Source organism: Vibrio sp. V33_P6A3T137 (genome assembly GCF_009904835.1).
GTDB lineage: Bacteria > Pseudomonadota > Gammaproteobacteria > Enterobacterales > Vibrionaceae > Vibrio > Vibrio metschnikovii.
The window spans coordinates 1-16,462 of record NZ_WXWK01000150.1 but is presented as its reverse complement, the minus strand read 5'-3'; the positions used below and the strand labels follow the sequence as shown (position 1 = coordinate 16,462).

14 protein-coding genes and 1 tRNA gene are annotated in these 16,462 nt (G+C 45.0%); 9 read left to right on the top strand and 6 right to left on the bottom strand.

The genetic code is table 11. The features are described 5' to 3' along the window. The first annotated feature begins 107 nt into the window (after window positions 1–107). The 8 genes from ybgC to nadA all read left to right on the top strand — a co-directional run bounded on the left by ybgC (window position 108) and on the right by nadA (window position 6,767). A complete protein-coding gene (gene ybgC, locus CAG60_RS14435) occupies window positions 108–518 on the top strand; it encodes a tol-pal system-associated acyl-CoA thioesterase (protein ID WP_004394962.1) in 411 nt (136 codons plus the stop codon). After that, window positions 508–1,191 carry a protein TolQ gene (gene tolQ / locus CAG60_RS14430; RefSeq protein WP_004394963.1) on the top strand — a complete coding sequence of 228 codons (684 nt, stop codon included), beginning with the start codon at window positions 508–510 and terminating at the stop codon, window positions 1,189–1,191. The genes ybgC and tolQ overlap by 11 nt, the downstream gene beginning before the upstream one ends. A 3-nt stretch (window positions 1,192–1,194) precedes the next feature. Further along, window positions 1,195–1,635, top strand: a complete 441-nt coding sequence (locus tag CAG60_RS14425) for an ExbD/TolR family protein (protein ID WP_004394964.1) — start codon at window positions 1,195–1,197, stop codon at window positions 1,633–1,635. A 17-nt stretch (window positions 1,636–1,652) separates the two neighbouring features. Continuing rightward, window positions 1,653–2,687, top strand: coding sequence for a cell envelope integrity protein TolA (gene tolA / locus CAG60_RS14420; RefSeq protein ID WP_161439232.1), 1,035 nt, complete (start codon window positions 1,653–1,655; stop codon window positions 2,685–2,687). Between the two features lie 60 nt (window positions 2,688–2,747). Then, the gene (gene tolB / locus CAG60_RS14415) at window positions 2,748–4,052 is read left to right on the top strand and encodes a Tol-Pal system beta propeller repeat protein TolB (RefSeq protein WP_202598351.1); all 1,305 of its coding nucleotides are present in this window, start codon (window positions 2,748–2,750) and stop codon (window positions 4,050–4,052) included. Window positions 4,053–4,099: 47 nt separating this feature from the next. Then, entirely contained in the window at window positions 4,100–4,639 is a 540-nt protein-coding gene (pal, locus tag CAG60_RS14410) for a peptidoglycan-associated lipoprotein Pal (RefSeq protein WP_004394967.1), read from the top strand. Window positions 4,640–4,653: 14 nt separating this feature from the next. Further along, the gene (ybgF, locus tag CAG60_RS14405) at window positions 4,654–5,433 is read left to right on the top strand and encodes a tol-pal system protein YbgF (RefSeq protein ID WP_161426514.1); all 780 of its coding nucleotides are present in this window, start codon (window positions 4,654–4,656) and stop codon (window positions 5,431–5,433) included. 272 nt (window positions 5,434–5,705) lie between these two features. Further along, entirely contained in the window at window positions 5,706–6,767 is a 1,062-nt protein-coding gene (nadA, locus tag CAG60_RS14400) for a quinolinate synthase NadA (RefSeq protein ID WP_158143733.1), read from the top strand. 76 nt (window positions 6,768–6,843) lie between these two features. Here the strand turns inward: nadA and CAG60_RS14395 are convergent, their stop codons facing one another. Beyond that, window positions 6,844–7,416: a UPF0149 family protein gene (locus CAG60_RS14395; protein ID WP_161426516.1), complete on the bottom strand. Its 573-nt coding sequence runs from the start codon at window positions 7,414–7,416 to the stop codon at window positions 6,844–6,846. A 218-nt stretch (window positions 7,417–7,634) separates the two neighbouring features. Between CAG60_RS14395 and CAG60_RS14390 the strand changes: the two genes are divergently transcribed. Beyond that, window positions 7,635–7,722 (top strand) — tRNA-Ser (locus CAG60_RS14390). Window positions 7,723–8,220: 498 nt separating this feature from the next. On the opposite strand, the gene CAG60_RS14385 is transcribed toward CAG60_RS14390, so the two are convergent. The 5 genes from CAG60_RS14385 to CAG60_RS14365 form a co-directional block, all read right to left on the bottom strand. Continuing rightward, window positions 8,221–10,395: a TonB-dependent receptor gene (locus tag CAG60_RS14385; protein WP_161439231.1), complete on the bottom strand. Its 2,175-nt coding sequence runs from the start codon at window positions 10,393–10,395 to the stop codon at window positions 8,221–8,223. Between the two features lie 103 nt (window positions 10,396–10,498). Beyond that, the gene (locus tag CAG60_RS14380) at window positions 10,499–11,809 is read right to left on the bottom strand and encodes a lysine N(6)-hydroxylase/L-ornithine N(5)-oxygenase family protein (protein WP_161426330.1); all 1,311 of its coding nucleotides are present in this window, start codon (window positions 11,807–11,809) and stop codon (window positions 10,499–10,501) included. 64 nt (window positions 11,810–11,873) lie between these two features. Next, window positions 11,874–13,643: an IucA/IucC family protein gene (locus CAG60_RS14375; RefSeq protein WP_161426329.1), complete on the bottom strand. Its 1,770-nt coding sequence runs from the start codon at window positions 13,641–13,643 to the stop codon at window positions 11,874–11,876. Beyond that, the gene (locus CAG60_RS14370; RefSeq protein WP_161426328.1) at window positions 13,643–14,560 is read right to left on the bottom strand and encodes a GNAT family N-acetyltransferase; all 918 of its coding nucleotides are present in this window, start codon (window positions 14,558–14,560) and stop codon (window positions 13,643–13,645) included. The genes CAG60_RS14375 and CAG60_RS14370 overlap by 1 nt, the downstream gene beginning before the upstream one ends. Next, window positions 14,553–16,349, bottom strand: coding sequence for an IucA/IucC family protein (locus CAG60_RS14365; protein ID WP_161439239.1), 1,797 nt, complete (start codon window positions 16,347–16,349; stop codon window positions 14,553–14,555). The genes CAG60_RS14370 and CAG60_RS14365 overlap by 8 nt, the downstream gene beginning before the upstream one ends. Window positions 16,350–16,462: the final 113 nt, after the last annotated feature.

The following is a 16,462-nucleotide window of genomic DNA, read 5'->3' as shown; positions in this document are numbered from 1 at the left end:
TTTTTAGCACATTCCAACAAAATCTTACGCTTCTTCTTGTACTCGCGCTGCCGAGATGCGGTATAGTAATCAACTCATCTTAACCATGACTGAGGCGACTTGGCATTATGGGGCAAATTTTTGATTGGCCGATAACGGTCTATTATGAAGACACCGACGCGGGTGGTGTGGTTTATCATGCCAATTATCTGAAGTTCTTTGAACGTGCGCGTACCGAAATATTGCGTTCGTTGGGTTTTTCTCAACAGCAATTATTGGAACAAAATATCGGTTTCGTGGTCCGAAGTGCGAGTGTTGATTTCATCCGTGCTGCACGTTTGGATGATCAATTAACCGTGAAAACCTCGGTCGTTGAACTTAAAAAAGTCTCTTTAACTTTCTGTCAAGAGCTGGTCAATCCTAACGGACAGCTATTGTGTAAAGCCTTAGTTAAGGTAGCATGTATCGATAACCAGAAAATGAGGCCGATTGGATTGCCTCAATCAATGATTTTGGAGTTTACTCATAGTGACTGCTGATATTTCAATGCTCGATCTATTTTTACAAGCCAGTTTACTGGTTAAATTGGTGATGTTAATTCTTTTAGCTATGTCAGTTGCTTCTTGGGCAGTGATTATTAAACGTCATAAAGCATTGGCACAAGCGGAACGTCAAGCCGAAGAATTTGAAGATAAATTTTGGTCAGGCACCGACCTGTCTATTTTGTATCAAGAGGTCAAAAAGCGTAAAGATACGCTAGAAGGTACCGAAGAGATTTTCTACAGCGGTTTTACCGAGTTTGCTCGTTTACACAAAAGTAACGCCAATGCACCAGATTATATTATGGAAGGTACCGGGCGGACGATGAGAGTGACCGTCGCTCGTGAAGTTGATGAGCTAGAAGCGCATTTGCCTTTTTTAGCGACAGTTGGCTCAATTACTCCATATATCGGCCTATTTGGAACGGTCTGGGGGATTATGCATGCCTTTATCGCCTTAGGTGCTGTTAAGCAGGCGACGTTAGCCATGGTAGCTCCTGGTATTGCCGAAGCTTTGGTCGCAACAGCAATGGGTCTGTTTGCTGCCATTCCAGCCGTCATTGCTTATAATCGATTCAGCAGTAAAGTGACTAAGCTAGAACATATTTACGCTACTTTTTCCGAAGAGTTTCATAGTATTTTACACCGCCAAGCGATGGCGGGTAGGGAATAACGCATGACTGGCTATCAACCGAAGAAACGGAAGATGACAGCAGAGATCAATGTCGTACCCTATATCGATGTCATGTTGGTGTTGTTGATCATCTTTATGGTGACCTCACCTTTTATTACTCAAGGGGTAGAGGTTGAGTTGCCGAGAACGACCATCGCTCAATCAACGGCAGAGCTTGCTGGAGACAGTGAAGCAAGCTTTATCATTGTTGAGGTTGATCAAGCGGGTAACTTAGGACTAAGCGTCAATGATGAAGAGATGCAACGTGGACTCTCATTGCAAGATTTGATTGTTCGAGTAAAAGCTGAGTTATCATTAAAACCGGATTCACCCGTTGCCGTTGGGGGAGATGCTGCGACACCGTATGCGGAAATCGTCTTAGTTTTAGATGAATTGAGTCGAGCCGGTGTTGCAAAAGTCGGTCTATTAACAGACATAAAATAATAGGTTTGCCATTGCTAATGAAAGCAAAAAAAACATTGCAACGTGCCGATAACAAACCATGGTTGATTTCGGTTGCCCTTCATGTTCTTTTAGTTGTGGTGCTTTTTTGGGGGGCGGATTTTACACAGTCAAAACCAGAAACGCCTTCTGCTGGAGCGATGATGCAAGCGGTCGTGATTGATCCTAGCTTGATTCAACAACAAGCACAGCAGATACGTAACCAGCGCGAGGCTGCGGCAAAACAAGAGCAAGAGCGATTAGATAAGCTGCGTCGTGAAACCGAACAGCTGGAACGTAACCGAAAAGCCGAAGAAGAGCGCATTCGTCAACTGAAAGAGCAGCAAGCGCGAGAGGCACAAGCGGCTCGAGAAGCTGAGCGGGTTCGTCAACAGCAAGAACAACAGCGTCAAGTGGCTGAAGAAAAAGCGCGTCAAGAGCAAGCAGCCAAAAAAGCCGAAGCGGAGCGAGTAGCAAGAGAAGCCGCGGCAGCGAAAGCAGAACAAGAGCGTATTGCTCGTGAGAAAGCAGCTCAGGCCGCGCAAGAAAAGGCGCGTCAAGAACAAGAAGCAGCAAAGCGTGCTGAACAAGAACGAATTGCGAAAGAAAAAGCCGCTAAAGAGGCGGCAGAAAAAGCTCGACAAGAGCAGCAACGTTTGGCTCGACTAGAGCGTGAACGCAAAGAGCAAGAAGCGGCGATGAACAGCATTTTTTCTGGTCTGGAAAGTGAAGCGCAAAGCATTTCCGCAGCGCGATCACAGCATCTTGCCAATGAAGCGCAGCGTTGGGGAGCTATCTATACCCAAATGATCCAACAAAACTTGCTGCTTGAGGATAGTTTTCGAGGACGACAGTGTCGAGTTAATTTACGTCTCATCCCTACTGGCGCCGATGCTATAGTAGGTGACGTTCAAGTGCTCAATGGCGATAATCGGCTATGCGCAGCGACTAAGAGAGCGGTAGCAAAAGTTGGTAGTTTCCCTCTTCCTACCGCCGATGAAAAGGATCTTATTGAAAGGCTGAAAAACATTAATTTAACTGTAGCACCTGAGTAAAAGGAACCGTTTGTGTTAAAGCGATTAATAATAGGATGGTTACTGGTTTTCACCAGTAGTATGCAACTTGCCTATGGGGCACTAGAGTTGGTGATTACCGACGGTATTAATTCTGCTCGTCCAATTGCCATTGTTCCTTTTAAATGGGAAGGAAAAACACCACTACCGGAAGATATTTCGGCGGTGATTGCTTCCGATTTACAACGCAGTGGCAAGTTTAGTCCCATTGCCACCGATAGAATGCCACAAACGCCTTACAGTGAAACTGAGGTTACGTTTGATGCATGGACTCGAATTGGCGTTGATGCATTACTGACCGGTTCAATTACTCTCAATCAACAAGGCAATTATGTTATTAATTATCAGTTGGTTGACGTGGTTCGTGGTCAGTTGACCCAAGGGCAAAGCCGAGCGTTAAGTGCTGATGGGCAGCTTGTGCTGTCTAAAGATCATGTGTTATTTAACAAAGTCGCTACGGTACCTGCGCCACGAATGCGTGAATATGCGCATCGTATCTCTGATCTGGTTTATGAAGAACTAACAGGTGAAAAAGGCGCTTTTCTAACGCGTATCGCTTATGTTGTCGTTAATGATAAAGACGCTTTCCCTTATCAATTACGTGTTGCTGACTACGATGGTTATAATGAGCGTTTGGTGCTGCGTTCTAAACAGCCATTGATGTCTCCAGCGTGGTCACCAGACGGTCGTCAGTTGGCTTATGTCAGTTTTCAAAATGGCCAAGCTGAGATATTTATTATGGATATCTACACTGGGGAACGTGAAAAATTAACCTCATACCCAAGACATAATGGTGCACCGAGGTTTTCTCCAGATGGTAAAACACTGGCATTAGTTCTGTCGAAAACTGGGACGCTGCAAGTCTATACGCTTGATTTAGCTTCTCGTAAACTCACACAAATCACCCATGGCCGTTCAAATAATACCGAACCATTTTGGCATCCTGATGGTAAGTCGCTCATATTTACCTCAGATAGGGGTGGTAACCCGCAGATTTATCGAGTAAATTTGGCAAATCAGGCGGTGGACCGATTGACATGGCAAGGACGACAGAATCTCGGTGGGCAGATTACCCCGGATGGCCGATTCATGATCATGGTGAATCGAAGTAATTCAGGCTTTCATATCGCCAAACAAGATCTTGAGACTGGTGCATTACAAGTATTAACACAAACTTTGTTAGATGAGTCTCCAAGTATTGCTCCAAATGGTGGCATGGTTATTTATAGTTCGATGTATAATCAGGCCAACGTCTTATCGATGGTTTCTATTGATGGGCGATTTAAAGCAAGGTTACCGGCAACCAATGGACGAGTTAGATCGCCAGCGTGGTCTCCGTTTTTATAGCCAACATATAATTTAGCAACTAACTATTTCATAGTAAGGAAAATAAGATGCAACTTAATAAAGTTCTCAAGGGACTCCTAATTGCGCTACCTGTTTTAGCTATTACTGCATGTAGCTCAAGTGATGACGCCGCATCAGCGTCAGGTTCACAGACTAACCAAACTACGTCTGGTAGCGCGGGTGGTGTTGATACTACCGTTGTTTCTCCAATCGGTGAATATGGTCAGTTGTCAGAGCAAGAGCTTAAAGAGCAAGCACTTCGTGAAACGCAAACCATTTACTTTGCATTTGACAATGCCACTATCGCACGTAGTTACGAAGAAATGCTTGCTGCCCATGCTGCTTACCTAAGCAAAAACCCGAGTCTAAAAGTGACAGTAGAAGGCCACGCTGATGAGCGCGGTACGCCAGAGTACAACATTGCGCTTGGTGAGCGTCGTGCTAACGCTGTAGCCAAATATTTAGAGGCTCTGGGCGTACAAGCCAATCAAATTTCGATCGTGAGCTATGGTGAAGAAAAACCACTGGTTCTAGGTCAAACTGAAGAAGCTTACGCGAAGAACCGCCGAGCTGTTCTTGTTTACTAATTGAGGTATCCCTCATGTTCAGTAACTTAAAGCAAGTTTTTACGCTTACGTTACTGGCAAGTGCAGCGAGCATTACGCTCGCTGCACCAGCTCCAGTATCCGATCTTAGTCAGCGTTCAGTCTCAACGTCGGCTAACCGCGCCGTGTCAAATGAAGGTGATGTTGCCCGTTTAGAACGATTGCTTGAAAATCGCAACCGTATGCAGTTGCAAATGCAGCAGCAACTCGACGAAATGGCACTAGAAATTAATGAGCTCCGTGGCCAACTAGAAAGAAATACCTACGATATGCAGCAAATGTTGCAGCGCCAGCGTGAACTGTTTGTTGAACTCGATAATCTACGTAGTGCGGCTAAACAATCGCCATCTGCAGGTGCCATCGCTGCCAATCAAAGTGATGAGTTACCACTCGGTACTTTTAGTAGCGATGTAAACGAGCAAGCGGCTTATCAGAATGCCGTGGATTTAATTTTAAAAAAGCGTGATTACGCTGGTGCGATAGCAGCATTTGAAAAATTCCAAGCTGATTATCCGGATTCTAGTTTTGCGGCAAATGCCCACTACTGGCTTGGTCAGTTACATTTCGCTAAGCGACAAGATCAGCAGTCAGCGAAAAGTTTTGCGGCGGTATTAAGTTATTCCGATTCGAATAAACGCGCTGATGCTTTAGTCAAGCTCGGTGATATCGCTGCGCGTAATAATAATGCGGCGCAAGCAAAGAAATATTATCAGCAAGTAATTAATGAATATCCGAATAGTGCTTCGGCGAAAGCCGCTCAGGATAAATTAAAGTAACGAATTGATATAAATGGATAATGCTGAGCCACTCTTATGAGTGGCTTTTTTATTAAGTGTTCTATACCTCAACTACATTGAGTTGCAAGTAGGCGGCAAGTGAGAGAATTCCCATTAACATAGACAAACTATGCGATTAGGGTGGAATGTAGCCAACACCGCGGCAGCTTCAAATGGGGAGGGTATGTTGATTTCAGTCTGGTTTTTTTGTGTACGATGACCGATACAGTGTACAATATGCGAATTATTATAATGATCCATAGAGCAGAGCAATGAGTCACATACTGGATAAAATAGACACCGTTTACCCTTTCCCAGCTAAGCCTATTCCTCTTAGTGAGATGGAGAAAACCACCTATTTAGCAAGCATTAAGCGGTTACTAAAAGAGAAAGATGCTGTACTGATCGCCCACTACTATACTGACCCAGAAATTCAAGCCTTAGCTGAAGAGACGGGCGGCTTTGTCGGCGATTCACTAGAAATGGCTAAATTTGGTAATCGTCATTCTGCAACCACACTAATTATTGCTGGTGTACGTTTTATGGGGGAATCAGCGAAAATACTGACTCCAGAAAAGCGGATTCTGATGCCAACCTTAAAAGCCGAGTGTTCGCTTGATTTAGGTTGTCCTGCTGATAAGTTCACCGAATTTTGTGATGCCCATCCCGATCACACCGTTGTTGTTTATGCCAATACTTCAGCCGCAGTTAAAGCGCGCGCAGATTGGGTAGTTACCTCAAGCATTGCCTTAGATATTGTTGAGCATCTTGATTCACAAGATAAAAAGATTATCTGGGGACCAGATCGTCACCTTGGCGCTTATATTGCTAAAAAGACCGGAGCAGAAATGCTCTTGTGGCAAGGCGAGTGCGTAGTACATGATGAGTTTTCTGCCGATGCCTTACGCAAAATGAAAGGGTTGTATCCAGATGCTGCGATTCTCGTTCACCCTGAATCTCCGGCCAGCGTCGTTGAACTGGCTGATGCGGTTGGCTCGACCAGTCAATTAATCAAGGCAGCAAAAACACTCCCTCAATCAACCATGATTGTGGCAACGGACAAAGGCATTTTCTTTAAAATGCAGCAAATGGTGCCAGAGAAACAATTAATTGAAGCGCCCACGGCTGGTGCAGGAGCCACCTGCCGCAGCTGTGCTCATTGTCCGTGGATGGCAATGAATGGATTGAAAGCCATAGAACAAGCACTACGCGATGGCGGTGAAGAGCATGAGGTGTTTGTTGATGAAGCGACACGAGTGAAATCCTTGGTGCCTTTAAATCGCATGTTGGATTTTGCTGAGCAGCTCAATCTCCAAGTACAAGGGAACGCTTAATGAAAAAAACCGTCAGTTGCGACTGACGGTTTTTTTGAGTTGATGCTTTAGATGGTTGTGATCGCTGGCGTGGTTATTAAGAGTCAGACTCCGCTAAATCGGCGGCACGCTGAGTTAAACCACATAGCATCACAGGAATCGCGTTATAGATTTCAGTAAACTGATCTAAATCGTTCATGCCTTGTTCAGCTAAGGTGGCCAAAGACGTTTCTGGATCGTACAACATGCTCAACGATAACAACACACCCCCCATCAGGGCATTCTCTTGACTATTTTCTGGCATCAGCACTTCCCAATCATCACGCGTTAATTGCCAGCCCTGTAAAACCCCTTCACAGAAATCACGAGTATTCTGTGTGACGATATCTTCTTCATCCAGTTCACATCCTTTAGGCCAAGACCAACTGCCGTCTAAAAGAGCAGGGCGATATTCATTCCATAAACGGATAATCAACCCAAAATAGCTTTCCATCTGCTTTGCATCACTAAAGGGAGCCGTATCATCACCACCCCACAAAAATGGCAACCATTCTGAAGGAGGAAGAACATTCGGCGCGAGGGCCATGGCAGTAATAAAGCCCTGGGTTTTCGCTTCATTAAGAAGTTTATCTTCTAAATCTGCAGCGCTTAGAATATCGTTTAAGGTCAAAGTAAAGCCTCATAGTCAACAGCAAAAAGTGAAGTTATCTTAACTCTAAACGTACGATCAATGCGAGCATCCAGGGAACTGATGAAGGGTTTTTGAACAAATGAGGTAATAATTAGCCAAACAAGCCAAGATGTGAGTTTTTTTAAGATTTCTGCTTGACCCTATTAATGAATATCATTAAATTAGCGCCTCGTTAGCACAAGATGCTAGCCCATTACGGTGAGTTGTCCGAGTGGCTGAAGGAGCACGCCTGGAAAGTGTGTGTACGGCAACGTACCGAGAGTTCGAATCTCTCACTCACCGCCATATTCTAAAAAAGACGTCCTAGGGCGTCTTTTTTATCATAATCGATTAAAATCAAATATTTAAGATGCTTTCTGCAATGCCTTGACTTTGATGGGATTTATCTACCCCAAGCTTTGCTAAAATTACTATAGGAATTGGAGCTGGGCTACTCTTTTTGGTCAGCTAAATGCTTGACCTCTCGATACTGAACCCATAAACAAGATTGCCGATTAACTACGTTAAACTCGAGATATGTGGCGATCAATGGATTAACACTTGCGTGAAGTCATTAAATTCCGTAACCAATTACTGAAAACAAACCCGTCAATATCATCAAAAGTATCATCGAGAAGCCTATCTTTAATCTTGATTAAGTATGTGTCCTTTTCATTTCTTCGTTTTCATTTTTTAATTTGAGAATAAAAATGCCGCTCACACTTCAGTGAAAGGCATTACATCTTAAGGTATCTTGGTATCGTTGGTGCTAGCCACTTTCTCATCAAGTGGCTGCTAGACACGTTAGAATTTTAACTGGTAGTTCAAGGTATAAGTACGGCCTCGGCCTTTGTAATCGTATGCTGCAGCATCGTAGTGTGATGAATACCATAGCTGAGCGCGCTGCCCCCAAATAGTGGTGTAGTCGTGATCAAGCAGGTTGCGCACGCCAAAACCAATACTACCCATTGGCAGTTTGTAGCTTCCGACTAGGTCAAAGAGGGTATAACCATCCAGTTTATTTTCCGCATAATCTTTGTAGTCAAACATGGTTTGGCTTTGTAACTTAACCGCTAGATCCTCAGCATACCAACCCGCCCAAGCGCTGAGTTTGGATGTGCTGGCTTCTGTAGCGGTCATTTTTTCCCAGCCCTTATCGTTTTTGACTTCCGAAACCACGTAGTGGCCTGATGCCCCTAATTGTACATTGGCATGTACCCAGTAAGAGGCCATGGCTTCAAGACCATAAACTCGTTTTTTATCTTCGACTTCTTCAATCAATAAGGTTGTTTTATTGTAAGAAACCGATTTATCGGAAGTAGAATAGTACGCTGCGGTTTGTAGGTTGAGGCTATCTTTTTCTAAACGGTAGCCCAGCTCAAAGCTGTTGGTTTTTATCCCCGACATCTTAGAGCTGTCAACATTGATGCTGTCTTGTAACGTCCAGTGACTGCCGACCAGGCTGTAGTTACCTTGACCATAGTATTTCGCAGGATCAGCCAGATCGAAACCTTGTGAGAAGTTAGCCCAGATCTGAGAGTTGTTATTAAGATGATAGAGCGTGCCTAAGTTAAAAAGCCCCACGCTGTAGTCGGTTTTTCCTCCTGGCACAAGATCGGCAGAAGTTCCTTGACCTTCAGCAATCTTTTTCTGCTGCTGATAGCCTACAAAATCATCGATCTTATTGACCATATGTTGGTAGCGAAACCCTCCTTCAATAGACCAATCGTCTGTGATGCCGTAATCTGCTTGAACAAAACCGGCGACAGAACCAACTTTGATTCCTGGATAACGGCCAACTTGTGCGTAAGTACGGTTGATGAGGTTTCCTGAGTTATTGGCAATGGTTTTGTCGTACAGGGCTTGGTTACTCTCAAATTGATCTTGGTAAGCGTCAATACCATACACCAGATTCAGCCTATCAAAGTTCTTCGCCAGAGCGGCTTTGAGAGAGATGACATCGGTGATTTGCTGGCCAGATGTTTGATAGTAAGGAGTATAGGTTTGATCTTCTTTACGATAGGAGGCTTCCGCAATTAATTGATGATTTAAGAATTGATCGTTGACGTAAGAAGCACTCAGCATTATACGCTGCGTGCCGTGTTCACGGTCTGAGTTAAAGCCGCTTCTCACGTCCACAAACGTATTATTGACGATATACAGGCCGTAAGGCGAGTTTTGCTGGCTATCATAATATTGCGCCAACAGGTTGAGCTTTTGAGTTTCAGATAGGTTCACCCCCATTGTGGTCATCACATCAACCGTTTGGTTGAATTGCAGAGAGCCTTGTGAAATGTCTGGTGTGACGATGGTGCCATGAGCATCAAAAAAGCCTTGGGTTTCTGTGTAAACCACAGATGCGCGAGCTTGAATTTTGTCATTACCCCCAGAGATAGATTGGCCGATTTTGTAGTCAAGATCCTCACTTGAATTGAAGCCAGACGTTGCGCCGACATAAGACTCAAACTCAAGTTCTTGACTTGTCGCTTTCTTGGTGATGATATTGATAACACCACCAGATGCGCCAGCACCGTAGATAGAGGTTGCACCAGAAAGTACTTCGATACGTTCAATGTTAAACGGATCGATGGAGTCCATATGGCGACTGATTTGACGCGAAGACTCGAGGGATACACCATCGATCATTACCAGCATTCTGCGCCCACGTAGATTTTGGCCGCTGTTGGTCCGTGCGCCAGAACTAACATCAAGGGATGGAATGGCGGAGGCGAGGATCTCGCCTAAGGTTTTACCACCTCGATACTCCTGTTCGATCTGCTCTGAGTCGATGAACCACACCGTTCCCGGAATATCACTGATCGCTTTCGGGGTGCGGCTTGAAACCACCACCATTTCGTCAAACAGTGTCCGTTCTTCTGCTATGACCGGAGTGGTAAAGAGCGCTGTGGTTACGACAATCGCTGCCGCTGAGAGTGACATAGGGGTAGGCTTGAGTAAATTTCCTTTTTTAGCTTTCATTTTCTTCTCTATAGGTGTGTAAAAATAAGCCCGCCGTTTGTGATGGTGGTTCGTTGGGCAGATTGAAACGTCACTTGCTTTGGAGCAACTGACAAAAATGAATTTAGGCGACCAGTTGCTTGGCGATGGCGCTTGGTGATAACCAATCAATCATTCCTTTGCCGGCATCGATATCGAAAAGGGGTTGTCCCGCAAGGCAATTGATGATGCGTGCACTGCGCCAGGCCATTAGGCTCAGTTGTGGTTCGGCAATCCCATGGCTATGCATCCCAGCATTGACGGCGAAGATCTTGTTACGTTGTTGCCCTTCCCACTTCAGCTCAAAATCAGGTGTCATTTGGTAGCGATTATCCTCATCCAGATCGAGTAGGGGGAGAATGGTGTTCAAACAAGCGGGATACGGTGCTTCAAAGCCCGTGGCAAGAATGACAATATCGGCGTCATAAGTTTCTAAACATGGGCCAAGCGCATTGCTGGCGATCAGTTTGAAGGCTCGATTTTGCACACTCATTTGAGTTAAGGTGCGATGGGGTAGCAGTCTGACCCATTTCTCCTCTTTAAGTACGTCAAATCGGTGGTAGAGCTCTTGGTAGATGGTTAATAAAGCTTTTTGTGTCACCCCATCTGAGGTGAGTTTCTGGTTTGCTACCTCTTGACGTTTGATGTTAGGTGACAAATTAAGGAAGGCATCAACGTAATCCGGTGCGAAAAATTCATTGGTAAATGGGGCCTCATCGAGAGGTTGATAATTCGCTCGGCGAGATAACCAGTCAAGTGACTTAGGTTTGCCCCACTTATGTTGTAACGCATTGATGAAAATATCTGCACCGCTTTGTCCACCACCGATGATCAGTACTCGTTTGCCAGTAAGGTTACGCTCTTTCAAACCCATATCCGCGGCATGGAACACGCGATCACCGAGGTGAGCTTTGGCGCATTCGGGTACTGAAGGGACTTTACCTGTACCAATACAGAGATTTTCTGCTTGATAAGAACCTTGATTAGTGTAGAGCGTAAAAGCATCACCAGTGTACTCCACCCGCTCAACACGAGTAGAAAGTTGAACGTTATCCAACTGATGGGCAACCCAAGCGAGATAGTCAGAAAACTCGTGACGGCTAATGCATTGAAGCTCAGCAGACAGAAAGCGATAAAACTTTTTGTTCTTTACTAGATAAGAGATGAAGGAGTAACGGCTTTCTGGATGCACTGCGCTCACCAAGTCCTTCAAAAACATAGTTTGCATGTGGGTGTTATCGAGAAGTAGTCCTGGGTGCCAAGAAAAGTGGTCACGACTTTCAAAAAAACGTGCGGAAATTTGTGGCTTATCGGTTAGTAGGGCCGCAATACTAAGATTAAAAGGCCCGACGCCGATGCCGGCGAAATCCAGTTTGGTGTTGTTAGTGTATTCCATAAGTGCAATCCTTTTTTGAGTAATCTCGGCTTCGTTAACACCAAAATTAGGGTCATACGGTTAGTTAGCCTCGGTGTTCCAGTGCTTTGATTAATGGGTTGTCGAGCGTGTCATCCATGTCAGGCAGCATCCTTGATGCGCTAGCATCTGAGCTATGGCGAAATTTGGCTAAGTTGAGTCCAATCCGTAAAATTTTCGGCTTAAACAGGTCGAATTGTTCAAACCTTGGTTGGTACTCACTATTGGCGGACAGGTAAGTTTTCAGTCGGTCACCAAGTAGGCGGTAAAACTGCAGCTCGGAGAAGCCTAATTTGGCAACCAAGGGAGAAATAAAGCGTAAGGTGGTAACAAAATGGCCAGTTTGTAAGTCATGAATAATCAAATGTGCAGGTAGGCGAACAGTAACGTTTTTGACCCTTTCATCCAATGATGTTTGTTCTGGATACTCACTATCAACGAATCGCATATCGCCTTGAAAATCCTTGAGAAGAATGCGTTTCGGGATGTGGCTTTCTAGTACTAGAGTAACGTTTTGCCCATGCGCAATCAGCGAGACTCCATATTTACACAGTAGGTGGTAATAGGGGATCACGACCGCATCAAACAGTTTGCTGAGCCAATCTTCGACCGTTAACCCAGAGGCTTGAACGTATTCGGCGATCAGTGGCTGACCTTGATTGTCACTTTCCATCAGTGCCGCCATTAAGATCGCTCGTTCACCGGCTTTTAATTTGGAGGTAGCCGATTCACGCCAAATCACTCCGAGTAGTTCGTGGTAGCGATATGGGGCATTAGGAAGCAGAGAGTAGTCCGCTTGAGCTGCAAAAGCAGCGGCGGGCTCTTGCAATACTTCAGCCTGCTTAGCGATAAGTAGGGGATCTGACTTAAAGATCTGATCGATCCAATCTGAAGCCGTAGGGCCAGCAAGAATGTAGCGCCCCGGAATTCCACGGTAGCAGGAGGTATTCATTATTGTGAGTGGTAATTTAATGTCGTAACTCAAAGGACGAGTGATATTGCTTAATGTGCGCAACGACAGTTGAGGTAAGAATTGATCACCAAACTCGCCTAAATACACCAACTGTTTAGTCGAGATTTCACGTACAAACAGTAGAGCAAGCTTATTGCTCCATTGCCAAGGATGAACCGGAACATAACGATAATCGTGGAGATCAAGCTGATAAGAAGCTAACAGACTATCCATCTGTTTGATTTCTTCGCGGTGGATGGCGCTGTGCAACAAGGCTTGCCATGTGACTTTATCGTTAGTAGCGAGCTGTAAAATAGAGTGGTGAACGGCAACCCAACCCAATTGGAAGGCGCGTTCCGCTTCCGGTGCATACTGCTTTAAATCATCACTGCTCCAACCACGGCGGCCTTTGTTAAACACAAATTTTGGATGCCCATCAAAATAGGTTTGTTGTTGTTCGCACGGCAGCATGGCAAGATCTCGTGCGGTCATTGCTTGCTTGCGTTGCATGAGTTTGCAATCACCTAATAAGGTGGCATTGAGATCTTCGAGATGTTCGGCGAAGGCGTCATCCGGCATCTTGAGCATAGGTTGCAGATCTCGCATCAACAGTGCCGCCGAAATTGGCTGCTCTGCCTCTATCTCGGCATGGCGAGAAATTGAATAGGGGTCAATAATGACTTGTCCCCAAATATTCTCTTCGCCAGTAAAGTAATAACAAATACCATTGTCTAAGTTGAGCTGATAACCCTGCGCCGTTGACGTAAAGTGAAACGCTTGTTCATAGGCGAATTCACTGAGGATTTTGCTTACCATCTTCTGATTAGCCGCTGTCCAATACCGATGTAGCGCTAACTGATCCATTACCATCGCTCCGCAAAAAATTGCTCACGTGTCAGCATCAAGAGTGCTGAGCGTTTATGAGGGAAGTTGAATTCAAAACATTTTTGATAACCAAGCGGCAAAATACGATCAAATAAGCGCTCGTTATCTGCTCGCGGCTCCAGCACAATGCGATTGGTGCGTACATCATCAATAAACAAATAGTGGCTGATGGCGCGCATCCAAGCGTCGAAATATTTAGGTCCGCGGAAGGCTTGTTCGCCAACCAGCAAATGGATACCGCGATCATAACTCTCTACGGCGTAATACGGGCTGAGTCGATCCTCGGCAACCCAATAGGCTTCTATATAACCAAATGGTTCACCATTAAATTCACCAATCAGCGGAATGATATGTGGTTGGGCAAGGCGCTGCTCAATAAATTCAGCGAGCTTTTCTTCACTCCATGCTTGTTCCCAAAAGTGCGCCACGCGAGGGGTGTTCATCCAGCGCGTAAAGCGTTGTAGATCTTTATCTAGCTCAATCACTCGGAAGCTAATGCTTAATTCGACATCAAAATCATACCGTTGGTAGACCTGGCCTTGTGGCATAGGCGGACGTAAAGGGTGAGGGCGGTATTGGTTGTTGGATTGAATAAGCTGCAGTGGAAAACGGCTTGATGGTTTGTGTTGGTGCCAAGAAAATGGCAATTGGTAAAAAACGCAGCGAGATACCTTTTGGTCAATTAGCGGTAAGAGTTGCTCAATCCAGGTTTGAATTTCAGGGTCACGAGCCGCCACTTTCAGCGTTTCAATCTGTTTCTCTTGGCTAAATAGTTGATCCATCTCGCGTATTAATTGCGGAGCAATGTCAGAGCATATTAGATCGCTAGCCTGTAGGGTTAACTCAATAACCGGCTGTGGTTCAGTGCTAAAAATAAAGGTATTGAACTTAGACATGAGCAATTTCCTCAATACGAGCGAGAGGGTTAGGTAAATCGAAATAGATCACTGCCGGATCGGGGATAGAGTTTTCATTAACGTTTTGTAGATAACAGAAAAAGTTACCTTTGCAGCACAGTGCGTCACTAGAGAGTACATAGCACAAGCAAAGATCATCTTTTACTCCGCTTTGCAGCAGAGCGTTGAGGTTGTGATACAAAATTTCGATGAGCTCACTCTCTTCTATATCGACGTTAGCACAGATCGCGGAAATCAGATTGAAGGTGGAGTTGATAATCAGGTAGTAAGCGAAGTAGCGGCGTACTTTGTCTTGGTTCCAGTAGTTCTCGAGCGCTTCTTTTTGAGTACCAAGTTGTTCACCAAATAGCTTAAACGCTAAATCGGTATAGCCAGTGCCTTGACAGTCACGATAGTACATACCTACAGGCAAGCCTTGCTCTAATTGCATAACGATATTTTGTTGATGGGCTAAAAATACAACCCCAAAATTGGCCTGAATATGGAACAGAGGCACAACCGCATGGTGGCAATAAGCATCAAACCACAGGCTAGCCGCTTGATGTACAGAAAGGTTTTGTTGTGTGGCGTAATGCTGAATGCGTGCCGCGACAAGGCTACTACCACCGTACGGATTTTGTTGGGTGAGCGTTGCCAATACCACGGCTTCTTCTGCCGAATTATCCATCAATGGATTATCTCTAAATGCCACAAGGCTCTCGTCAATGATTTTGTCATTCAGATCTTTTAGACCTATATAGGCCGGTTCTTGCATCAATTGGAAACCTCGTCCATTACCGAGCTGCTTCGACAGTTGTGGTTGCTGGAACAGATCATTGAGTCGTGTTCCGCGAATCACTTCTTTCAGTGACAAGTTACGGATAGAATTGGTGAGTTTGACACTGAGTGAGAACTTGAGCATGTAAGGCAAGCCCGGCGCGTAAAGTGAGCGCGTGGACGAGGTTGGATACCAAGTTGCACCGAGTTGGCCTAGATTCTGAATTTGCTTGGTAGCAATGTAACCTTTAATTGATGGGTTCTCCGCCATGACATGCCATTGCCACGGATGAACAGGAAGCAGCCCATGACCTTGTTTCTGAGCACTCTGCAAAGCTTCAACTAGTCTAGGCTCATGCGCGATGAGTGCTGCAAATCGTTGGTTGAAATCAACGTCAGCAGAGCTGCCGTGAGTGAGCAGAGATTGCTCAACGCTCAGCCAGAAGAGTTTGAATTGGCCACCGAATTCAGGTGAGTAGAGCTTGGCATCATTCAGGCTAAATTGTTCACGGCTTTTTGGGGCTGGATGGAAAGAGTGGCCGATCAATAACCCTTGTTCTGCGGTTTTAAAATTCAGTTTTCCGGTAAATAGTTGTTGTTGATAAGGGGAGCTCTCGACAGCCTGCAGAGTGTTGTGATGGCTTTCTAGAACTCGTTTGATGAAGATTGTCTTTTGCGTTTCACTGATGCTGCCAACCAGCGCTGGCTCGTTAACTATGTATTCAATTAACTGTTCAATACTCAGTGCCTTAATGCTGCCTTGTGTATGCAAAAGGGCAGGAAAGCAATACTCATGGCTTCCTAGGGAAGAACAATAGCTAAGAGGAATAGTAATAGCGTTTGAGTTTGCAAGAGGGAGCCGATAAACCGGTTTGTCCCCCTCACAAGACAGTAGCTGTACTGTTCGACTTTCTCGTGCTAATGAATTAAGGAAACAAGCGATAGAAGGTTCATTCGAGTGTAGCCAATCGTATGATTTATCGAGATTAACCTGGACTTTGTTGCGATACATTCCGTTTTTCGCCATGTTATCAATTAAATATAAAGTAATGCTAATCGTTATCATTTGCATGTTCAATAGGTTTTTGTCTATTTGTAAGTAAATTTCAATAAAAATGATTAAAC